General features: G+C 26.7%; 23 protein-coding genes. 7 read left to right on the top strand and 16 right to left on the bottom strand.

The window, feature by feature from the left end; genetic code table 11:
* Window positions 1–4: 4 nt before the first annotated feature.
* Together hisD and AELL_RS02610 are read right to left on the bottom strand one after the other, a co-directional pair.
* Window positions 5–1300 (bottom strand): histidinol dehydrogenase, encoded by a 1296-nt coding sequence (gene hisD / locus AELL_RS02615; protein WP_118916451.1) that lies wholly within the window; start codon window positions 1298–1300, stop codon window positions 5–7.
* Complete coding sequence (locus AELL_RS02610) at window positions 1301–1810, bottom strand: shikimate kinase (RefSeq protein ID WP_118916450.1); 510 nt, start codon at window positions 1808–1810, stop codon at window positions 1301–1303.
* Between the two features lie 117 nt (window positions 1811–1927).
* Between AELL_RS02610 and AELL_RS02605 the strand changes: the two genes are divergently transcribed.
* Window positions 1928–5068, top strand: a complete 3141-nt coding sequence (locus AELL_RS02605) for an EAL domain-containing protein (RefSeq protein WP_118916449.1) — start codon at window positions 1928–1930, stop codon at window positions 5066–5068.
* Here the strand turns inward: AELL_RS02605 and AELL_RS02600 are convergent.
* Window positions 5061–6992 (bottom strand): sensor histidine kinase, encoded by a 1932-nt coding sequence (locus AELL_RS02600; protein WP_118916448.1) that lies wholly within the window; start codon window positions 6990–6992, stop codon window positions 5061–5063. The genes AELL_RS02605 and AELL_RS02600 overlap by 8 nt on opposite strands.
* 42 nt (window positions 6993–7034) lie before the next feature.
* Window positions 7035–7895 (bottom strand): 1-aminocyclopropane-1-carboxylate deaminase, encoded by an 861-nt coding sequence (locus AELL_RS02595; protein WP_118916447.1) that lies wholly within the window; start codon window positions 7893–7895, stop codon window positions 7035–7037.
* A 37-nt stretch (window positions 7896–7932) separates the two neighbouring features.
* Between AELL_RS02595 and AELL_RS02590 the strand changes: the two genes are divergently transcribed.
* Both AELL_RS02590 and AELL_RS02585 read left to right on the top strand, forming a co-directional pair.
* Window positions 7933–8427, top strand: a complete 495-nt coding sequence (locus AELL_RS02590; RefSeq protein ID WP_226806007.1) for a MotA/TolQ/ExbB proton channel family protein — start codon at window positions 7933–7935, stop codon at window positions 8425–8427.
* Window positions 8427–8819, top strand: a complete 393-nt coding sequence (locus tag AELL_RS02585; protein ID WP_118916445.1) for an ExbD/TolR family protein — start codon at window positions 8427–8429, stop codon at window positions 8817–8819. Before AELL_RS02590 ends, AELL_RS02585 begins: the two co-directional genes overlap by 1 nt.
* Before the next feature lie 10 nt (window positions 8820–8829).
* Here AELL_RS02585 and AELL_RS02580 read toward each other — a convergent pair whose 3' ends face one another.
* From AELL_RS02580 to AELL_RS02570, 3 genes are all read right to left on the bottom strand, one after another.
* Window positions 8830–9633: an HDOD domain-containing protein gene (locus AELL_RS02580; protein WP_118916444.1), complete on the bottom strand. Its 804-nt coding sequence runs from the start codon at window positions 9631–9633 to the stop codon at window positions 8830–8832.
* 61 nt (window positions 9634–9694) lie between these two features.
* A complete protein-coding gene (locus AELL_RS02575; protein WP_118916443.1) occupies window positions 9695–10066 on the bottom strand; it encodes a DUF779 domain-containing protein in 372 nt (123 codons plus the stop codon).
* 74 nt (window positions 10067–10140) lie between these two features.
* On the bottom strand, window positions 10141–11637 hold the full coding sequence (locus AELL_RS02570; RefSeq protein WP_118918601.1) for an aldehyde dehydrogenase family protein: 1497 nt from the start codon (window positions 11635–11637) through the stop codon (window positions 10141–10143).
* Between the two features lie 221 nt (window positions 11638–11858).
* Between AELL_RS02570 and AELL_RS02565 the strand changes: the two genes are divergently transcribed.
* Both AELL_RS02565 and AELL_RS02560 read left to right on the top strand, forming a co-directional pair.
* Complete coding sequence (locus tag AELL_RS02565) at window positions 11859–13766, top strand: FIST N-terminal domain-containing protein (RefSeq protein ID WP_226806006.1); 1908 nt, start codon at window positions 11859–11861, stop codon at window positions 13764–13766.
* Window positions 13763–14422 carry a response regulator transcription factor gene (locus AELL_RS02560; protein ID WP_118916442.1) on the top strand — a complete coding sequence of 220 codons (660 nt, stop codon included), beginning with the start codon at window positions 13763–13765 and terminating at the stop codon, window positions 14420–14422. The genes AELL_RS02565 and AELL_RS02560 overlap by 4 nt, the downstream gene beginning before the upstream one ends.
* 30 nt (window positions 14423–14452) lie before the next feature.
* Here the strand turns inward: AELL_RS02560 and fbaA are convergent, their stop codons facing one another.
* On the bottom strand, window positions 14453–15520 hold the full coding sequence (gene fbaA, locus AELL_RS02555; RefSeq protein ID WP_118916441.1) for a class II fructose-bisphosphate aldolase: 1068 nt from the start codon (window positions 15518–15520) through the stop codon (window positions 14453–14455).
* Between the two features lie 10 nt (window positions 15521–15530).
* A complete protein-coding gene (locus AELL_RS02550; protein ID WP_118916440.1) occupies window positions 15531–16340 on the bottom strand; it encodes a peptidylprolyl isomerase in 810 nt (269 codons plus the stop codon).
* A gap of 216 nt (window positions 16341–16556) precedes the next feature.
* On the opposite strand from AELL_RS02550, the gene hsrA reads away from it, so the two are divergent.
* Window positions 16557–17246 (top strand): homeostatic response regulator transcription factor HsrA, encoded by a 690-nt coding sequence (gene hsrA, locus AELL_RS02545; RefSeq protein ID WP_118916439.1) that lies wholly within the window; start codon window positions 16557–16559, stop codon window positions 17244–17246.
* A 22-nt stretch (window positions 17247–17268) separates the two neighbouring features.
* Window positions 17269–18546 carry a HAMP domain-containing sensor histidine kinase gene (locus tag AELL_RS02540; protein WP_118916438.1) on the top strand — a complete coding sequence of 426 codons (1278 nt, stop codon included), beginning with the start codon at window positions 17269–17271 and terminating at the stop codon, window positions 18544–18546.
* Here AELL_RS02540 and AELL_RS02535 read toward each other — a convergent pair whose 3' ends face one another.
* The 7 genes from AELL_RS02535 to AELL_RS02505 form a co-directional block, all read right to left on the bottom strand.
* On the bottom strand, window positions 18547–18975 hold the full coding sequence (locus AELL_RS02535; RefSeq protein WP_118916437.1) for a CoA-binding protein: 429 nt from the start codon (window positions 18973–18975) through the stop codon (window positions 18547–18549).
* Window positions 18976–19046: 71 nt separating this feature from the next.
* Window positions 19047–20093 (bottom strand): DHH family phosphoesterase, encoded by a 1047-nt coding sequence (locus tag AELL_RS02530; protein ID WP_118916436.1) that lies wholly within the window; start codon window positions 20091–20093, stop codon window positions 19047–19049.
* Complete coding sequence (locus AELL_RS02525) at window positions 20093–20491, bottom strand: RrF2 family transcriptional regulator (RefSeq protein ID WP_118916435.1); 399 nt, start codon at window positions 20489–20491, stop codon at window positions 20093–20095. Before AELL_RS02525 ends, AELL_RS02530 begins: the two co-directional genes overlap by 1 nt.
* Window positions 20492–20646: 155 nt before the next feature.
* Complete coding sequence (gene rpsO / locus AELL_RS02520) at window positions 20647–20919, bottom strand: 30S ribosomal protein S15 (RefSeq protein WP_118916434.1); 273 nt, start codon at window positions 20917–20919, stop codon at window positions 20647–20649.
* A gap of 88 nt (window positions 20920–21007) precedes the next feature.
* Window positions 21008–21532, bottom strand: a complete 525-nt coding sequence (purE, locus tag AELL_RS02515; RefSeq protein WP_118916433.1) for a 5-(carboxyamino)imidazole ribonucleotide mutase — start codon at window positions 21530–21532, stop codon at window positions 21008–21010.
* Window positions 21529–22680, bottom strand: coding sequence for a 5-(carboxyamino)imidazole ribonucleotide synthase (locus AELL_RS02510; RefSeq protein ID WP_118916432.1), 1152 nt, complete (start codon window positions 22678–22680; stop codon window positions 21529–21531). Before AELL_RS02510 ends, purE begins: the two co-directional genes overlap by 4 nt.
* 21 nt (window positions 22681–22701) lie before the next feature.
* A complete protein-coding gene (locus tag AELL_RS02505) occupies window positions 22702–22992 on the bottom strand; it encodes a P-II family nitrogen regulator (protein WP_118916431.1) in 291 nt (96 codons plus the stop codon).

The following is a 22992-nucleotide window of genomic DNA, read 5'->3' as shown; positions in this document are numbered from 1 at the left end:
TTCCTTATTTATTTTCTAATCTAACTCTTACAGATTTAGCGTGAGCTGTAAGACCTTCAGTGTCAGCTAATAATGCACAAGCTTCACCTAATTCATTTATAGCATTTTTTGAAAAATTTATAATTGAACTTTTTTTCATAAAGTTTTCTACATTTAACGGACTATAAAATTTAGCTGTACTTCCTGTTGGAAGAGTATGATTTGGTCCAGCTATATAATCTCCGATTGGTTCAGGAGTGTTTTCACCTAAGAAAATTGCACCTGCATGTTTAATGTAAGGTAATAATTCAAAAGGATTTTGAGTCATAACTTCTAAGTGTTCTGGTGCTATTTCATTCATAAGTTCAATCGCTTCTTCCATATTCGAAGCAACAATTATTGCTCCTCTTTCATCAATTGATTTTCTAGCAATTGCTTCTCTACTTAAAGTTTTTAAGTACTCTTCAACTTCTTTACTTGTTAAGCTAGCAATTTCATCACAAGTTGTAATCATAATCGAACTTGCCATTTCATCATGTTCTGCTTGAGATAATAAATCAATTGCTAAATAGTGAGGTTTTGCTGTTGCATCAGCTAAAATTCCTATTTCAGAAGGACCAGCAATCATATCAATATTAACTTCACCAAAAACAAGTTTTTTAGCAGTTGCAACAAAGATATTTCCAGGACCTGTAATTACATCAACTTTAGGAATAGTTTGTGTTCCATAAGCCATAGCTGCAATTGCACTTGCTCCTCCAACTTTATAAACTTTTGAAACTTTACATAAATGACAAGCAGCAAGTAAAAGTTCATTTACTTCGTTATTTGGAGTTGGAGTACATACAACTATTTCTTTAACACCAGCAACGATTGCAGGAACTGCATTCATTAAAAGTGAACTTGGATATGCAGCTTTCCCACCAGGGATATAAAGTCCAGCTTTATCAACAGGAGTTACTTTTTGTCCTAAAATTGTTCCATTTGATTCAAAATCAAGCCAAGATTTTGGAAGTTGTTTTTCATGATATGCTTTAATTCTATCATATGCTGTATGAAGAGCCTGTCTTAGTTTTACATCAATATTTTCATATGCTTTTTTCATATCATCTTGAGAAATCAATAATTCATCATCTGATTTAACTTCCCATTTATCAAACTTTTCAATATGTCTTTTTAAAGCAACATTTCCTTCAGCTACTATTTCATCAATAATATTCATAACAATTGATGAAACGCCTTTTATATCACTTTTAGCTCTTGCTAAAATAGAATCAAATTCACTTTTAAAGTTTGTATCTTTAGTATTTATTATTTTCATTTATATTTGTCCTAAAATCTCTTTTACGATATCTTTTAAATCTTTATTTTCAACATCAACAACTATTTTTGCAACTTTTTCATAATCTTTAGCTCTTGAATTATAAAGTTTTAAAGCCTCTTCCATATTTTGTAAAAGTGGTCTTTTTTTCAATTTATTTGCAGCATTTGGAGCACTATTTATTCTGTCTAGGATTCCTTGAAATGATGATTTTAAATAAACAACTTTTCCTATTTTGTTTATATTTTCTTGCTTATAAAATCCACCACCAGTTGAAACAATTGTATTATTTACATTTTTTTCAAGCCATAAAGCAGTCTTTTTTTCTAAGTTTCTAAAATATGGTTCACCCTCTTCTTCAAAAATTTTTTTGATTTTTCTGTTTTCCATACTTTCGATTAAATCATCAGTATCAATTGCAAACATGTCAGATTTTTTAACTAAAGCCCTTGCAACTGTACCTTTACCAACACCCATAAAACCAATTAGTATAATATTATTCTTTTTCATAGTGGGGGATTATATCTAATTTATAGTAAATTTATATAGTGTATTAAAGTTTATTATTTCTAATTTTATTTTATTCTGATAAAATAACTTTTTACTACTTCTTTAAATGGAAAAAAGATGTCCTTAATTAAACTAATTTCTAATTCAAATGATTCTATTAATTTTGATGTAACATTACAAGAAATTTTAGACGCAATGATAAAAAATCATACTAAACATTTTGTTTTGTTAGATAATAAAAAAGCCATTGGAATCATTACTGAAAGAGATATTCTTTTTCTTTATACAAAACATATAGACCTTAATCAAAAAGCAATAAATTTTGCAAATAAAACATTAATTACAACAAAAGTAAATAGAAAAACAAACTATATTTTAGGATTAATGTTAAATCATAAAATAAGAAGAATAATTGTAATAGATAATGAAAATAATTATTTAGGTACGATTTTACAAGAAAAACTTATTTATGAATTTGAACAAGATATATTTAAAACATCAATCAAAGCAATAGATATCATAAGAGGTAAAAATAAGGCTCTTAGTATAGAAAAAAACTCAACTATTCAAGATGCACTTGATAGTATGAATGAAAAAAAATTTGGGTCTATTTTAGTATTTGATAAAAATTTACCAATTGGAATTTTAACAGAGAGTGATATTATAAATCTTGCTCAAAGACACATAGATACAACTTTAAATATTGAAGAGTTTGTTCATAAAAATCTTATTACTTTTAATAGCAATGAATCTTTATTTGAAATAGTTAAAACAATGAGAGAAAAAGAGATAAGAAGAGCTATCATTTTTGAAAATCAAACTTCTAGCTATTTTATAATTACTTCTAAAGAGATTTTAAATAACATAAAAGGGAACTACAATCTTTTTTTAGAGTCTAAATTAAAAGATGTAAAAAATACTTTCAACTCATTAAATGAAGCTGTAATTGAACTTTTTGATAATGATGAAGAACAAATAATTTATTGGTTCAATGAAAAAGCAAAAAATTTATTTCCTATTAAAGTTGACGAAAATATTACAAACCTAATCTCAAAAGCAAGATGGGATTTGATTTATAAAAAAATCAAATCTAATAGTTTTAAAGAGCATGAAATTATTGAAATAGGAGATAATATTTTTCAACTTACTGTAATTTATAGTGAGATTATGGAAAATTCAATAATCAAACTTTTATTTACAAATATTTCAGAAATAGCAAATAAAAATAAAGAGATAGAAGAGAGTTTTAAATTTTTATATGAAGAAGTTCCTTATGCTTATCAATCACTAAATCATTATGGAATTATCACAAATGTTAATAAAAAATGGTTAGAGTTAACTGGATATGAAAAAAATGAAGTAATAGGTCAAAAATTTTCTTCATTTGCTAATGAAAGTTTTGAAAAACTTAAAAGTTTATTTGCAACTTTTTTAAAAACTAGACATGTGGAAAATGAAAAAATAAGAATGAGAAAAAAGAATGGTGAAATAATTCTTGCAAGTTTTACTGGAAATATTTCTGAATTTAATGGACAATTAAAAACCCACTGTATTTTTAAAGATATTACAGAAGAAGAAAAAATCCAAAATAAACTCAAACTTTCAGATATTGTTTTTGAAAATACAACAGAAGGAATCATAATTACAAATGAGAAAAAAGAGATTATTTCTATAAATTATGCATTCACTGAAATTACTGGTTACACTTTTGATGAAATAAAAGGTAAAAATCCTAAGATTTTAAAATCAGGTAGACATGAAAAAGATTTTTATACAAATCTTTGGGATACTTTAGAGAAAAAAGGTTCATTTAAAGGTGAAATTTGGAATCGTAAAAAAAATGGAGAAGTCTATCCTGAATGGTTAAATCTTAGTGTTGTAAAAGATAATAATGGAAATATTTTAAATTATGTTGCTCTATTTTCAGATATTACAAAAATAAAAAACTCAAATGCAAAAATTGAATTTTTAGCCCATCATGACCCATTAACAAAACTTCCAAATAGACTTTTATTAAAAGCTAGATTAATAAAATCAATTGAAAAAGCTCACGAATTAAAACAAAGAATTGCAGTATTTTTTATTGATATTGATAATTTTAAATTAATCAATGATACCTATGGTCACTCAATAGGAGATAATATAATCAATCTTGTGGCAAATAGATTACACAAAAATATTAGAAAAAATGACACTATTTCACGAATTGGTGGAGATGAATTTATCGTTGTAATTGAAGATATTATGGAAGATAGAGATATTGAAAAAATAGCTAAAAAAATTGTTAATGATTTCAAAGAACCAATAAAAATGCAAGAGTACATTTTTGATATAACTGTAAGTGTTGGAATTTCTGTTTTCCCAAATAATGGCTTAAATGAAGAGGATTTAATAAAACACGCAGATACTGCGATGTACAGTGCTAAAAATGCAGGAAGAAATCAATATCAATTTTACAAAGAAGAAATGACAAGTGAAATTTTTGAAAAAATTATTATGAAACAAGAATTAACTGAGGCTTTAAAAAATAATGAATTTGAGATATATTATCAACCACAAATTGATTTAAAAACAAACACAATTTTAGGAGCAGAAGCGCTTATTAGATGGAATCATAAAACATTAGGAGTTATTTCACCTGAAAATTTTATTCCTTATGCAGAAGAATCAAAACTAATCATTCCTATTGGTGAATTTGTACTAAAAAAAGCTTGCGAGTTTATAAAAAAATTAAATGACTTAAAACTTTTAGAAAATGGATTAATTGCAGTAAATATTTCAAATATTCAAATAAAATATAGTCAAGTTTTAAAAACTATCGTTAAAGAGTTAGAACATTCAAAATTAAATCCACAAAATTTAGAGATTGAATTAACTGAAAGTTATATCATGGAAGATGTTGAAGATTCTTTATTAATTTTGGAGAATCTAAAAAATCTTGGTATAAAACTTGCTGTTGATGATTTTGGAACTGGTTATTCCTCTTTAAACTATTTAAAACAATTTCCAATTGATAAACTAAAAATTGATAAATCATTTATAGATGGGCTTCCTTCAAATAAAAAAGATGTTGCAATAGCAAGAACAATTATAGCTTTAGGAAATGGTTTAGGAATGAAAACCATTGCTGAGGGTGTAGAAACAGAAGAACAAAAAGAGTTCTTAAGAAAAGAGGGGTGTGATGAAATTCAAGGTTGGTTTTATTCAAAAGCTTTAAAAGAAGATGATTTTATAAACTTTGTAAAAAACTTTAAATAGCTTTTTCATCAACTATAGAAAATAAAATCTCAAATAAAGCTCCTTTTTGAGCTTTTTCTTCATAAACAAACTCTTTATTTGATACTAAAATTTTACCTTTCATATGTTTTTCAATTATCTCTTTTGACATATATAAACCTATTCCTGTCCCTTGAGATTTGAATTTTGTAGTAAAATAGGGTTCAAAAATTTTATTTATGATTTTTTCATCAATTCCACCAGCATTGTCTTTTATTGAAATTTTAACTTGATTATCTTTTTTTTCTATACCTATAAAAATATATCTATCTTCTAACTCTTTTCTATCAAATTCATCTTTTGCATTATTTAAAATATTGATTATTACTTGTAAAAATTCATTTTCAAAACCATAAATATATACTTCATTTAAGTTTTTGATAAATTTAATATTTTTTAGATTGAACTGAACTTCAAGTAAATCTAAAGCCTTATTAAAAATATCTTCTATATTAAAATAAGTAGCCTCTTTATGGGGATTAAAATAATCTCTAAAATCATCAATTGTTTGTGATAGATATTTTGTAGTTGTAGTTATTGAATCCATAGCATGAAGTAACTCTTCTTTTTCTATTCCTCCATATTCATATCTTATTTTTACACCCGTTGAAAGAGTTGAGATTGAACTTAAAGGTTGTCGCCATTGATGTGCAATATTTTCAAGCATTTCACCCATTGCAGCCATTTTTGACTGTTGAGCTAACATACTGTCTTTTTCTCTACTTTTTTTAATATTTGTTAATACTTGTTGTTTATATTTATAAAATCTTAATTCTAATCTTTTTGATATATAAAAAGATAAAAATAAAAAAAGAATTGTCAATAATCCGCTAACTGTAAAAAGAGTCAATAAATTATGCATATAATTCTCTTTATATTCTCTCTCTTTAGATTTTATTTGTTGGTCTAATTCATCTGTATAAAATCCTGTTGCAATTGCCCATTCCCAGTCTTTAAAACCTTTTACAAAAGTTATTTTCTCAGCAGATTGACTATCTTCTGGCTTTACTGTACTTATATATTTTAAAAAACCTTCACCTTTTTTTGCTAATTCAATAATCTCTTTAGTAATCATAAAACCATTTGAATCTTTTAAATCAAGGCGATTAACTCCAACGTAAGATTGATTTATATGAGATAGATAAACTCCATTTTTATTTATTACAAAAACATAACCATTTTTTAAATATTTTATACTTGTTATATATTCTAAAATCTCTTTTTTTATTTTTTCTTCAAAATCTTCTAAATATTCACCAGTTCCAACAAACCAATTATATGGTTCAAATACTTTATTGAAAGTAATCTTTTTATACTGTTTTAATTTTTCATCAGACTCAGGTTTTTTCCAATAATACTCATTGTAAGCCTCTGTTTTATCTTTTAGACCATTTATAGCATTTTCTACAAATCTCAAACCAAAATTATCTTCAAAATCCAAAATTGATTTATTTTCAAATTTCTGACTTAAAGGATATAAAATAGATTCTCCTTCCATACTTGTAATATAAAAATATCCTCTTCCATCATTGAATCTAAGAGCAGTTAAAGCATTTTTTATTCTCTCTTTTATTTTTTCATCAGATTCTTTATTTTTATATTTTTCATAAATAAAAGTCATAACATTATGTGCTTCAATAACTCTTTTTTTAATATCTTCTTTTAACTCTTTTTCACTATTTAATTTTTTATGAACGATAAAATCATAAACTTTTTCTAGTTCATCTTTTATAATATTTTCATTTCGTTTTAGATAATCATTTTGTAGAGTTTTTAAATCTGCTTGTAGTGTAATATTTTTATCAACATACAATAAAAACGTAACCATAACACATACTAAAGCAACAATAAAAACAGGTGTGAATTTTATTAATTTTATAAGTTTTATTTCATTTTTTGATAACATCTCGCAATGTTATCTTTTTTTTCATTAATAAAAAGATTTTATTTATTTGTCAAATTTGTGTTTATATCTCTCTTTCATTGAGATATTTCCAAGCAATCCACCTTGATGAATATATAAAAATTCATATTCATCTTTTTTATCAAAATTTTCTACATATTTTTCAAAACAAAGCCAACCTAAACTATCATAAAGTAAATCAAATTCAATATTTGTTTGTTTTATTAGTTCATTATGAATCTCATAAAACTCTTTATAAAGTTTCCCAAAGTGATATTTTTTCTCTTTTTTTAAAATTGTAGGAAAATTGTTTTTTTCAAGAGCTAAAAACTGCTTTTTTAAATACTCTTCATCTCCAACACAAGCACAAGTCAAAACTTCAAAAGGAAGAAATTTTTGTAAATAAAGGGCTGTTGTTCCTGTGCCACTTGGTAAAAAAACTTTTAGATTTTTTATTTGATGTTTTTCTGCCCAAGATTTTATCTCATTTGCTAAAATCTCTATTCCAAAAGAGGCTTCAAAAATTGCTCCTCCTTCACTAATAAAAAGTTCATCTTCTTTAAAACTTTTTGGAATTTCAGCTTCAACAATATTCATGTCATTTTCAAGTGCATATTTATAATTTCCAACTGGATTTTCTTTTAAAAAAGAGGCGATATGGTCAACATAATAATCAAACTCCCAACCTTTTGTTTTACATAATACAGAGAGCGAATACATTGCATTTGATTGAGCTGAACCAAAAGAGATAACTTTTTTTATTTTTGCAAAATCATTTTTCAAAAAATAATAAAACTTTCTAGCCTTATTTCCTGAAAAATCTTTGTGTAATAAATCATCTCTTTTTACGAAATATTTTTGATTATTAAAGCTTATTTGTTGGGTTAAAGAATTTGTATAGTTCATAAAAAATTGTACCATCTATTAGCAAAATTTTTGTACAATGTCACAAAAAATTATTGGGGTCGTTATGGATTTAATGGGATACATTGATAAAGGTGGAGTTATTGTTTATATTTTAATATTTTTAAATGTAATTGGATTTACAATTATTTTATGGAAATTTTTCACACTTCCGAGAAAAAATACAATTATAAATCATATAAAAAATAAAGTTACAAATAACTCTTCTATCAATTCTCAAATTGAGTATGAAGTTAAAAAACTTGAATCAGGGCTTACAATTATAAAAAATATAGCAACTGTTGCACCTCTTTTAGGACTTCTTGGAACTGTTATTGGAGTTTATAAATCTTTTGAAGCAATCACTCAAAATGGTTTAGGAGACCCAACAATATTTTCAAATGGAATTGGAATAGCACTTATTACAACAATTGCAGGTCTTATCGTTGCAATTCCTCATCAAATAGCTTATAACCATTTTATCTCTTTGATTGATTCAATTGAATTAAAAGCTAAAAAAGAGATAAGCGAATAATGAAAAGACGTGAAGCTTTAGGCTTAGATTTAACTCCTGTTATTGACGTTGTTTTTATTTTACTTATCTTTTTTATTGTTACATCTGTTTTCAAAAAAGAGGAACTTGCTTTAATGTTAGATTTACCTACATCAAATGCAAAAGAGATGGAAATAAAAGAGGAACAAGTCTTTATTGAATTAAATCAAAATAAGTTAGCAATAAAAGGAATTGAAGTCTCTTTTGAATCTTTAGAAGATAATTTAAAAGCAATAAAAAATAAAAATAAACCAGTTATTGTTAGAATTGATAAAAAAGTTGAGTATCAAAGGGTTGTAAAAGTTTTAGATTTACTTCAAAAATATGATTTAACAAATCTTGCTTTAGTTACAAATGAAGAGGGGAAAAAATAGTTTTTCCCCTTTAGTTTTTTATACTTTGAATTGCGTAATTTAAATACTCAATATCAAAATTATACTCTTTTGCTTTTTGTAAAGCTTTTTGTTTATTCTCTTCACTTAAAAAATTTTTCATATCAAAAAGAGTTCTTATAATATCCAAAATTTGGCACTTTTCTCGATTTTTTTCACTACAGCTATTAATATCATCAACAAACTCTATAATTTCAATCAGATTATTATTAAAATTCCAATATCTAAAAATCTCTGCTGTAACTTTGTGTGTTGTTACCTCTAACAACTCTTTTTCAACTTTTGATACCTCTTCTCCTGAATCAATTCTTTGTTTAAACTCATCTAATAATCCTCTATTTACAACTGTTTCTGATAATAAAAATTTACCAGTTTCATGTAATAAACATGCAAGCAAAACCTCATCTTTAAACTCTCTATCTTTTTTTGTTATCCATAAATCTAAAAAACGTAAAGAGATATGTGTTATTTTTGTAAAATCTTCACACTTTATTCCATAAGGATATAAATCTATTTTTAAAACACTATCTATTGCCTCTTTTATAGCAACATAAATTGTAAAATTTATTCCTAAAAGATTTATTACTCTTTTTACAGTTTCTATTTTTGAATTAAAACCAAAAAAAGATGAATTTGAAATTTTTAATAAAGTTGCAACACATAAAGGGTCTTTTTCTGCGATTTTTACTAATTCATCAGGTTCTTGATTATTTTGTTTTCTAAATGTTTCTATTTCTAAAATTGTTTGGGGTAATGGTGGTAAAGTTTCTATTTTTTCTAATATATTTTCTAACATAAGTTACCTTTTTATTTGTTCTTCTGTTAGAATTATATTTTGAGATAATATCAAAGTAGTATCATTTTTCTTCTTCTAAAAGTTGTTTATACTCTTCATCTGTCATAATTCTTGATTTTGTAATAAATTGATATCCTAAATCTATTTCAAGTGAAAAAGAGTTTCCAAAGGCAGCTTTTTCTTCTCTTACATCTATTGTTATAAAAGAGTGTTTAAAGTATTCAAATTGGTCTGGGTCTATGAAAAACTCACATCCACAAATTTCACCCATTTTTACATTTCTACTTGGAACATAAAAATCACCTTTTTCATAACACATAGGAGCAGTTCCATCACAACAACCACCACTTTGATTAAAAACCAATTCACCATGAAGTTCTTTTAATTTTTCAATTACTTTTGAAGCTTTAGGTGTAACATCTACTCTTTGCATAAAATATCCTTTAAAATAAAAAGCCCATAGGAAGAACTCTATGGGCTTTAATGATTTATAATTCGCGCTAAATCCTAGAAGAAACCTAATTTATTTTTATTGTATGAAGTTAAAATATTTTTTGTATGTCTATATGAATTTAACATCATCATATGAGTTTCTCTTCCGATTCCTGATTTTTTATATCCACCAAATGATGCGTGAGAAGGATACATATGGTAGCAGTTAACCCATACTCTTCCTGCTTGAATTCCTCTACTCATTCTATGTAATTGGTGAGCATCTCTTGACCAAACACCTGAACCTAATCCATAGATTGTATCATTTGCAATTTCTAATGCTTCAGCTTCATCTTTAAAAGTTGTAATAGCAAGAACTGGTCCAAAAATCTCTTCTTGGAAAATTCTCATTTTATTATGACCTTTAAATAAAGTAGGTTGAATGTAGAATCCATTTGGATTTACAGAAGATTCATAAACATCTCCACCAATTAATAATTCAGCACCCTCTTCTTTACCTATATTGATATATTCCATAATTTTTTCTTTTTGGTTAAGTGAACATTGAGCACCCATCATATTTTCTGTATCTAAAGGATTTCCTAATTTAATAGCTTTTACTCTTTCAAGAACTCTTGCAATAAATGGCTCATAAATTGACTCTTGAATTAATGCTCTTGATGGACAAGTACAAACTTCACCAGAGTTAAATGCGAATAAAACTAAACCTTCAATTGCTTTATCAAAGAACTCATCATCTGCATCCATAATTGATTCAAAGAATACGTTTGGAGATTTTCCACCTAATTCTAAAGTTGAAGGAATAATATTTTCTGTTGCATATTGCATAATTAATTGACCAGTTGTAGTTTCACCTGTAAATCCAACTTTTTTAACTAATGGATGAGTTGATAAATATTTACCAATTTTTCCACCTGCACCATTAATAATATTTACAACACCTTTTGGTAAAACATCTTGAACTGCTTCCATTAATAATAAAATTGACATAGGAGTAGCACTTGCTGGTTTCATAACAATACAATTTCCAGCAGCAATTGCAGGAGCTAATTTCCAAGCAGCCATTAATAGTGGGAAATTCCAAGGAATAATTTGAGCAACAACACCATATGGCTCATAAATTTCTTGAGAAACAGTGTTTTCATCTAAATCAGAAACTGTTCCTGATTCTGCTCTAATTACAGATGCAAAATATCTGAAATGGTCAACAACTAAAGGAACATCTGCATTTAAAGTTTCTCTAATAGTTTTACCATTATCTAAAGTCTCTGCAATTGCAAGTTTTTCTAAATTTGCTTCAATTGCATCTGCCATTTTATTTAATAAATTACTTCTTTCAACAACTGAAGTACGTTTAAAAGATTGGAATGCTTTATCAGCTGCTATAATTGCTGCTTCAACATCAGCTTCATTTGATCTTGGAATTCTTGTTAATAAAGTTCCATCAACTGGAGATATATTATCAAAGTATTCACCACTTTTTGGAGCAAGCCATTCTCCACCTATAAAATTCTCATATTGAGGTTTGTATGTTGGTTTTGTATAAATCATTTTTTTCATCCTTTTAAATTTAGAAATTGAAGAAAAATATCTTAAAAAAAGAGTAATTTTTTCTTCCATTGATGAAATTTTACACCACATTTATAGCATAAATTTAGCGTTAGTATAGCATGAGTATAGCAATGTAGTTTTTTGTTACAAATAACGATAAATTCGGGCTTTTTTGAAAAAAATTTTCTTTGAAAATCTCAAAATATGTGTTACAATTTTTTATGAAAACTTTTACATATACAATAAATGATAAACCTATAGAAAAGATAATTGATTTTTCTATGTTTGAAAATGAGAAGAATATTTTAATTCAAATTTTTTGTGGACAAACTAAAGAAAAATTAAAAAACATATTAGATGTAATTACAAAAAAATTGCCACAAGCAATTTGTATTGGTTCTTCAACGGATGGAGAAATAAGTAATGATACTATTACAACAAACAGTACAATCTTATCTATTTCAACTTTTGAAAAAACTACAATTAAAGCAGCATACTCAAATAGTGAAAACTGTTTCTCAAATGGTGTAGAACTTGCCAATAAACTTTGTACCCAAACAACAAAAGCTATTATTGCTTTTAGTGATGGAGCTACTACAAATGGAGAAGAGTTTTTAAATGGTATTAACTTTGTAAATAACAAAGTAATTGTAAGTGGTGGAATGGCTGCTGATAATGCAAACTTTACGCAAACATTTATCTCTTGTCAAAATAAGATATTAACAAAAGGTGCTGTTGGGGTATCTTTAAATTCAGAAGAGTTAAGTGTATGTAATGCTTTTAATTTTAATTGGTCACCAATAGGAATAGAGCATGTTATTGAAGAAGTTGTTGGAAATAGAGTTTATAAAATTTCAGGTCTTACTCCTTTGGATTTTTATGAAAAGTATTTAGGAGAGTATGTTGCTCGTTCACTTCCAGCAACAGGAATAGAATTTCCTTTAATCTTACAAAAAAATAAAATCCCAATAGCAAGAGCTGTTATAGCAAAACATGAAGATGGAAGTTTGAGTTTTGCAGGGAATCTTCATAAAGGAGATATTGTAAAACTTGGATTTGGAAATGTTGAACTAATTTTAAATAATCCACTAAAATCTCTTTTAAACAAATGTGCAATAAATGAAACTCAAAGTATCTTTATCTATACATGTATGGCTAGACGTAGATATATGCCTAGTTTAATTGATATAGAGATAAAACCTTTTTCAAAAATAGCACCTACTGTTGGATTTTTTACTTATGGAGAATTTTTTCATAATAGAGAAAATAATGAACTATTAAATCAAACACTAACTGTATTAGCTCTTACAGAAAACCCAAATTCTAATTTGGATTTAAAAATTGAAACTCCTATTCATCAAGAAAAACTTAGTGAACATGCAAGAAGTCTGCAAGCTTTGACAAATCTAATTCAACAATCTTCAAGGGATTATAATGAACAATCAGAGAAATTAGAAAAAGGAAATAAATACGCTCAAAATCTAATTGAATCTCAAAAGCAGTTTTTAAAACACGCAGTTCACGAAACAAATACACCCTTATCAGTTATTATGGGGAATATTGAGATGTTTGAAATGGAAAATGGGAAAAATAAATATCTTTCAAATATTGAAGTTGCAATGAAAAATATCTTTAGTATTTATGATGATTTGAGTTATTTAATCAAAAAAGACCAAGTAAATTCTGCAATTCATAAAATAAATATAGTTGATTTTGTAAGAAGTAGAATTGATTTTTTTACATCTTCTGCTTTAAAGTTTAAATCAAATTTTAAATTTCAATCACTAAAAGATGAAATAATTTTAAATTTCAATGAAATAAAACTTCAAAGAATAGTTGATAACAATCTTACAAATGCAATTAAATACACTCTTCCAAATGAAACAATATTTGTAAGGCTTTCTGAATTTAACTCTGAATGTCACTTTACAATTGAGAGTCGTTCAAAACAGATTTTAGACCCACAACAAATTTTTGAAGAGTATTATAGAGAAGAACTTTCAGCAGAAGGTTTTGGACTTGGATTAAATTTAGTAAAAAGAATTTGTAGTGAAGAAAACGTTGGAATAAGATTAGAATCAGGTGAAAACTTTGCTTCATTTACATATATTTTTAAAGGAGTTTTATGAAAATTTTATTAGTAGAAGATGATGAAATGTTAAACGAAATGATTACTGAATATATAAATTCAACTGGTCATGTAATAATAAGCACAAAAACAGGTCAAGAATCTTTAGAAATCTTAGACTCCCAAAAATTTGATTTACTCATTTTAGATATTTCACTTCCAGATATAGATGGTTTTACTATTTTAGAAAAAATGCATGAACAAAAAAGAATGGTTCCAACTATTTATATTTCTGCATTAATTGATATAGAAGATATTTCAAGAGCTTTTGATTTAGGTTGTTTTGATTATCTAAAAAAACCTTTTCATTTAAAAGAACTGACTCTTAGAATTAATAAAATTCTAAAAACAAGATTAGTTCCTCAAAGACATAAAAGACTTTCAAAACATTATAGTTTTGATGCAGAAACTATGACTTTGTATTTTAATAATGAACCACATATCCTTCCAAGACGACAACTTCAAATTATTGAACTTTTAGCACAAAATAGAAGTTTAGTTGTAAACTATGATATGTTTAGAACTTATGTGTGGAATGACGACTATATAGATAATGCAACTATTAGAGCAGAAGTAAATAGAGTAAAAACTGTATTAAAAGAAGATTTTATTAAAAATATAAGAGGAAGTGGTTATATGGTGGAAAGACCTGAATAAAAAATTCAAGAGGTTGAACCTCTTAAATTTTTAGTTTTTATTTAAAGCACAAAGATCAGAGAAAGCAACTTCAAGTCTAGCTATCATTGTTTCTTGACCAGCTCTTAAGAATTTTCTTGGGTCATAGTAATTTTTATTTGGTTTATCTTCACCTTCTGGGTTTCCGATTTGTCCTTGTAAATAATCATGGTATTTAGCTTCATAAGCTCTTACACCATCCCACATTGCCCATTGAGTATCTGTATCAATGTTCATTTTAATAACACCATAAGAGATAGCTTCTCTAATTTCACTTAAAAGTGAACCTGAACCACCATGGAAAACAAAGTCAACTGGTTTATCAGAAGTTTTTAATTTATCTTGAATATATTTTTGTGAATTATCTAAGATTTTTGGACTTAAAACAACATTTCCTGGTTTATATACACCATGAACATTTCCAAAAGATGCAGCAATTGTAAAATTATCTCCAACTTCTTTTAATTTTTCATAAGCATAACAAACTTCTTCTGGTTGTGTATAAAGTAAAGCATTATCAACATCAGAGTTGTCAACACCATCTTCTTCACCACCAGTAATTCCAAGTTCAATTTCAATCATCATATCAAGTGCATTCATTTTTTTGAAATACTCAACACAAATTTCAATATTTTCTTCAAGACTTTCTTCACTTAAATCAAGCATATGAGAAGTAAATAAAGGTCTTCCTGTTTGTTCAAAATGTTTTTTACCTGCATCTAATAATCCATCAATCCAAGGTAAAAGTTTTTTTGCTGCATGGTCAGTATGTAAAATAACTGGAATACCATAAGCTTTTGCCATTGTATGAACATGGTTTGCACCACTAATTCCACCAAGAACTGCTGCATCACTAGTTTTTAAACCTTTTCCAGCATAAAATCCTGCTCCACCATTTGAAAATTGAATAATAACTGGCGAATTAACTTTTGCAGCTGCTTCTAAAACAGCATTAACAGAATCAGTTCCTACAACATTAACAGCTGGAATTGCAAAATTGTTCTCTTTTGCATAATTAAAAAGTTTTTTTGCTTCACTACCAGTTAAAACACCTGGTTTTACTACATCTAATACACCCAATTTAATCTCCTTACTTAATAACTATTTTTGCGTCTTTTCTTAATTCGTCTGTTAATTCTTTAACTTTTTTATTATATGTATTTCCTAATAAAATTTGAGAAATATTACTTTCAACTTCATTGAAAGTTAAAGATTTTGAAGGAATTTTATCTTTTAAGTAAATAATATGATAACCAAATTGTGTTTTAGTTGGAACTTTTGAATAAGAACCTTTAGTTAAAGCTTTAGCTGCACTTGAAAATTCTGGAACCATTTGGTCTGCTGCAAATTTACCTAAATATCCACCATTTTTTTTACCAGTTGGATCTTCTGTTTTTGCTAATGCTAACTCTTTAAATTTTTCTTCTTTGTTTGTAGCTTTATCTAATTGTTTGATAATATCAAAAGCTTCTTTTTCAGTTTTTACTAAAATGTGACTAGCTTCTAAAGTTTCTGGCATAACAAATTTTTCTTTGTTTTTTTCATAGAAATCTTTTTTTTCTGCATCTGTAAATTTGATTTTTTCAATTTGATTTTTTTGCCATACTTGGAAAGCTAAATCTTCTTTGATTTTTGTAATTGTTTCAATATATTGTGGATCTTTTTCAATTCCATCCTCAATTGCTTTTTTAGCTAATAATTTTCTATTAATTATTTGCTCTAAAACTTGTTTTTTTGCATTCTCTGGTAATTTATCAAAATCGATTCTTGGATCTTGTAAAGCCATTGAGATATCTTGTTTAGTGATTTGTTCACCATCAACTGTAGCATAAAAATCAGCTGCATTTAAAGTTGTAATTAAAGCAACTGATGCAACGAAGCTAGACACTATTTTTTTCATTTTATTCCTTGAAATTATATTTGGCGTATTTTATCTTTTCATAGTTAATAAATAGTTGATTTTTTGTAAATAAATTGCAAGTTTGTAAAATAATTTTTAGAAATTTTTTTTATATTTTAGAAATTTAAAAATTTAGCTTAAAAAAGCTTTAAATTTTCTATTTTTTATGATACAATTCCAGCCAAAATTAAATTTAACTTAAATTTAAGGAATATTATGAGAATTTTGATTATTGAAGACGAAATTACACTAAATAGAACACTACAAGAAGGTCTAACTGACTTTGGATATCAAGTTGATACTGCTGAGAACTACAAAGATGCAGAATATTTCATTGATATTAGAAACTACGATTTAGTATTAACTGATTGGATGTTACCAGATGGTGACGGTATTGAACTTTGCAAAATTGTAAAAAATAGAAGTTCAAGAACAGCTGTTGTTATTATCTCAGCAAGAGATGATAAAGAATCTGAAATTGAAGCACTAAAATCTGGTGCTGATGATTTTATTAAAAAACCATTTGATTTTGATATTTTACTTGCAAGAATTGAAGCAAGATTAAGATTTGGTGGAACAAACGTAATCGAAATTGATGATTTAGTAATTAATCCTGATGAAGAAAAAATCGAATATGCGGGAGAAGAGATTGAATTAAAAGGTAAACCTTTTGAAGTTTTAACTCACTTAGCAAGACATAGAGATCAAATCGTTTCTAAAGAACAATTATTAGATGCAATCTGGGAAGAACCAGAATTAGTTACTCCAAATGTAATTGAAGTTGCGATCAACCAAATTAGACAAAAAATGGATAAACCATTAAATATCTCTACAATTGAAACAATTAGAAGAAGAGGTTATAGATTCTGTTATCCAAATGCAGCGGAAGACACTAAACTTAAATAATTTCTCTGTACGGTATTAAAAAATGGAAAGCAAAAGTATTTATAGACAATTTTACAACAAATTGATTATAGCTACTTCGCTTTTTATTATCACTCTCTCTTTTATCTTTTATGAATATGCTAGAAGTACTGTTTATGATGATATCCAAGAAAATATGCTTGGACAAGCAAAACAAATTCAAAAAAACTATATCTCTTTTGATAAATTCACTTCTGTAAAAACGCAATTTCAAACTATTGATGTTGTTAAAAATAGTGAACTACAAGAGATTAAATTTTTTAATTATCAAATGGGTGGGAAATATTATATAAAACTACTTTATCCATTTAATTTAGAGAATAAAGAATTTTTACAAATCATAAAAAATATCAGTTTAGAGAGAGAACTTTTATACTCTGTTATTTTCAAAAATCTTTTTATTTTGGCAATTCCTGGTTTTATTTTAATGCTTTTATACTCTTTAGTGGTTTCTAAATCACTTTTAAAACCAATTATGCAAATCAATAAAAAACTTGCAAATATGGATGAACACTCTTTATCTCAAATTGATACAAAAGATTTACCTATTGAATTTCACTCTTTAGCCAACTCTATTAACTCTTTAACAAATAGAATAGGTACTTATGTAAAATTCAAAAAAGAGTTGTTTATAGGTGCTGCACATGAGCTTAAAACACCACTTGCAGTTATGAAATTAAAAAATGAAGTTACATTAAAGAAAAAAAGAGAAATTGAACAATATGAAGAGACTTTAAGACTTACAATAAAATCAATTGATGATATGAATATTATGATTTCATCTATTTTAGATATTGGAAGAACAGAAGGTGCTCAATTTGAACAAACGACAGAAATTGATTTAGTTGAATATATTAAGAAAAAAGCAAACGATTATAGAATGTTAAGTGCACAAAAAAATATAATAATTACATTTTTCTCAAATGTAAATCATCTAAATACATCTATTCAATTAACACTATTTAATCAAATATTACAAAATTTTGTTCAAAATGCAATTAAATTTACTCCAAATGAAAAAACAATTGATATTCGTCTTAGAAAAACAAAAAAAGAGATTATCATTACTGTAACTGATGAAGGTATTGGTATTGATGAAAATATTGATTTATTCGCACCATTTAAAAGAGTTGGAAATCAAAGTGGTGTTGGATTAGGACTCTTTTTAGCTAAAAATGCAGCTGACGCATTAAGAGCAAATATAAGTATAAAAAATAGAGAAGATGGAAAATCTGGATGTGTTGCTAAACTTATACTTAACAACACATCAAAAAATGATTAATTAAAATAGATTTCTATGCTCTATCTTTGTACATTTATTTTGTACAACTTTTAAACCCGCCTCTTTTGCTTTTGAAGCTGCTTCATTATTTACAAGTCCAAGTTGAAACCAAACTGTATCAACATCTCCTCTTTTTATTGCTTCATCAACAATTTGAGCAATTGCATCAGGTTTTCTAAAAATATCAACCATATCAATTTTAAAAGGTATTTCACTTATACTTCTATAAACTTTTTCACCTAAAATAGTCTCTTCTTTAGGATAAACTGGAACAATTTTAAATCCTGCATTTTGTAAATAAACTGCAACCATATTCGAAGCTTTGTCAGAATCTGGTGAAAGTCCAGCTATTGCTATAGTTTTTGTATTTTTAAAAATTTCTAATATTTCTTCACTTTTTGAATTTACAGTTGGGAATTCGCACTCCATTTTATATCCTTTATAATAAATTGTTCTATTATAAAGAAAATATATTTAAAAGAATGCTAAAAAGATATAAATTAGAGTTTATCTAATTTATTTTGAATATAGTTTCTTACTTCTTGGAAATCAATTGTTTCTTTGAAATCTTCAAATTTTCCACCACTTGCATTTACGTGTCCACCACCATTTGCAAGTTTTGTAGCTAAAATTGAAACATCAAGTTTTCCATCTGCTCTAAATGAAGCATTTCCTTTTTTATTTATATCAATAAAAAAGTCATAATCAGGATTTTCTTTTAAAAATGCATTTGCAGGAATTGAAATAGAACCTAAACAATAAGTTAATAAACCTTTTTGTCCTTTGTAAAGAACAGTTAATTCCTCTTTTACATCTTCTAAAGTTTTAACTAAAAATTTTGCACTTAAATTATCTAAGGTATCATCTTTATGGCTTAGTTTTAAAAACTCTTTTTTCATAAAATGAATTTCATTGTCAAGTTTTATATGTCCATCAACTTCATCTAAAAATTTTGATGCCTCTTTTAACAGATAAAATTTTAATTCTCTATTTTGGTCTGCAAATAAAATATTATTAATCTCTTTTACTTTTGTTACCATTGACATTAAAACTTTTCCAAATTCGAAATTTTTGATTTCATTTTCTAGCCAAATATCAACTGCATTAATTGCATCAACTAATGGTTTTAACCAAGCACTTGTTGTACAGTCAAAACCTTCAAACTCCTCAAACATATAATCATAAACTATTTTTGTAGCACATCTTTTATCATCTAAAAAATACCAATAGAAATTTTCAGCACTTTTTTTTCCACTTATATGATGGTCTAATAGTTGAAGTTTAATTTTATAACCCTCTGCTATCATTTTATTGATATCAACATCTAAATCAGTTGATTCTTGAAAAGTTAAGTTCAAATCACTAATTAAAAAAAGTATCTCTTCATCTTTAAAATTTTTTATATCTTCCAAAACTTTTTTTATTGTTAATTTTACTTCTATTCCATAATTTGCATTATAGAAATAGCCTTCTTTAAAGAACTCTTTTGTGATTAATTGACATCCATATCCATCTAAATCAGTATGAGAAATATGAAAAAGTTTCATTAAGCAATATCTTTTAAAGTTAATTTAGCTAAAAAATCATTCACTTTAAATTGAAGATTGTTTAATAAAGGCCAAATTGTACAAGACATAGCTTTATGATTTGGGCAACTTTGAGCAGACGGAGCACACTCAAATACCATAGGCATTCTCTCTTCTGCTGCTTCTACAATTTCAAGTATCGTTATCTCTTCCCAAGATTTTTTAAGTGCAAATCCACCATTTACACCTCTGTGTGAAATAACTAATTCATGTTTTGCCAAATTTTGCATAATCTTTGCTAAAAATGATTTTGATATATCTAACTCTTTTGATAAAACATCTACATTCATAGGCTCATCGCTTTTTGCAATGCAGATTAATGATAGTAATGCATATTCACTTTTTTTTGTTAATAACATATTATAATTTTCCAATTTTTTTATATTTTGTATATATTTTACAAGAAGTATTATTAAGATTCGTTATTAAAATCAATTAAATAAAAATTTTTAATTAAAAAAAAAGGGTTGTAGTTATAACTACAACCCTTTAAAACTTAATAATTTAAACAAAATTATTTAGCTCTAATTCCTAAAGAAGCTACTAATTCTACGAATCCAGCATAGTTTGTTCTTCTTAAATAAGCTAATAATCTTTTTCTTTTACCAACCATTTTTAAAAGACCTAATCTTGAAGAGTGATCTTTTTTGAAAACTTTTAAGTGTTCAGTTAAAATTTTAATTTGCTCTGTTAATAAAGCAATTTGAACTTCTGATGAACCTGTATCACCATCTTTTTTTCCGTATTTTGCAATTATAGCTGCTTTTACTTCCTGATCTAAAGCCATGTTGACCTCCTAATAGGTATATGTTAATTTTTCATTTACAATAAAATGAACGCGAATTTTACTTAAAGTTAACTTTATTTTACTTTAATTATTTTCCCATAAGTTTTAAATATTCAGCATACTCTATTTCTTCTAATTTTTCTGCTTTTTTCTCAACTTCTTCTTTCATCTCTTTTTTATAATCTTTAATCTTTTTTCTAATCTCTTTATCTTTAACACCCAATATTTGAGCTGCTAAAATTCCTGCATTTTTTGCATTATTAATAGCAACTGTAGCAACAGGAACTCCTCCTGGCATTTGAACAATTGATAAAAGTGAATCCATTCCCTCTAAAGATGAAGTTTTAACAGGAACACCAATAACTGGAAGTGGCGTAATTGAAGCTACCATTCCTGGTAAATGTGCAGCCCCACCAGCTCCTGCGATTATTACTCTAATTCCTCTTTTATCAGCCTCTTTTGAATACTTAAATAATCTTTGTGGAGTTCTATGAGCAGAAACCACTGAAACTTCATACTCTATTCCAAAATACTCACACATTTTTGCAGCTTCTTTCATAACTGGAAGGTCTGAATCACTTCCCATAATAATTCCAACTAATGGTTTTTTCATATTTTTTTACTCCCTTTAATTTTTAATATATCTTTTGCTTTTAAAGCTTTTTTTAGTGCAACATCAAGATTTTCATCTAAAACTGTAATATGTCCCATTTTTCTAAATGGTTTTGTCTCTTTTTTTCCATAAAAATGAAAAGATAACTCAGGAATTTCTAAAGCATCATGAATTCCTTCAATAAAAGGCTCTCCCTCATATCCTTCTTCACCTAAAAGATTTACCATAACTGATGGGGAAATCAGTTTTGTTGAACCCAATGGAAGATTTGTAACTGCTCTGATTATTTGTTCAAACTGTGAAGTTGCACATGATTCAAAGGTGTAATGTCCTGAATTATGAGGTCTTGGAGCAATTTCATTTAATAAAATTCTACCTTGTTTTGTTAAAAACATCTCCACACCAAAAATTCCAACCCCATCTAAAACTTCAATTGATTTTATTGCTATCTCTTTTGCTTTTTTTTCTATCTCTTCACTAATTCTAGCAGGTGCCATAACAATATCACAGATATTTACTCTCTCATCAAAAAGCATTTCTACTACTGGATAAGCTGCTATTTGACCTTCAATATTTCTTGCAACTATAATTGCTAACTCTTTATCTATATCCACTAACTCTTCAATAAAAGATTCAACTTTAATACAATTTTCTAAATCTTCTTCGGTTTTTAAAAGCATTACACCTTTACCGTCATATCCACCTTTTTTGGCTTTTTGAATAACTGGCAAACCAAAACTTATTAAATCTTCTTTTGTTTGTACACTTTTATATTTTGGAACTGGAATTCCTTTTTCATCAAGAAGTTTTTTTTGTTCATATTTATCTTGAATTAACTCCATAACATAAGGAGATGGAAAAATTCTATAATCTTTATCATACAACTCTTTTAAAACTTGAGTATCAATATGTTCTAACTCAAAAGTTGTAACATCACATTCTTTTACAAGTTGAGTTAATTTTTCTTTATCATAAAAGCCACCAACTATTTGTCTATCTGAAACTTGAGCTGCTGGACAATTTATTGTTGGGTCTAAAATAGTTACATGAAATCCCATCTTTTTTGCTTTTTGAGACATAATTTTACCTAATTGCCCCCCACCAATAATACCTAGTTTTAAACTAGAGTAATTGAAGTTTTTATCCATTAATTAATCTTCTCCTATTTTTTATTGTAATAACATAACATCTGTGATAATACATTTACCACCATATTTTTTTATAAAAGCTCTAATATCTTCTATCATAAATAAAAATTTCTCTTCATTGCAAACTGTAAAAATATAGTTATTACTAAATACATCAGTAACTTCATCAGCCATTTTTAGACCATGTCCTCCACAACCCTCAATATCTCGTATGATTGTGTAACCTGTAATTCCTTTTTGTTTAAATAAATCTAATAATCTACTTAAATAAACCGACTCAACTATAACTTCGATTTTTTTCATATTTTTCAT

This window comes from Arcobacter ellisii (assembly GCF_003544915.1).
Lineage (GTDB): Bacteria > Campylobacterota > Campylobacteria > Campylobacterales > Arcobacteraceae > Aliarcobacter > Aliarcobacter ellisii.
Note: the sequence above shows the minus strand (reverse complement) of the source record. Positions and strands in the feature narration are given on the sequence as shown.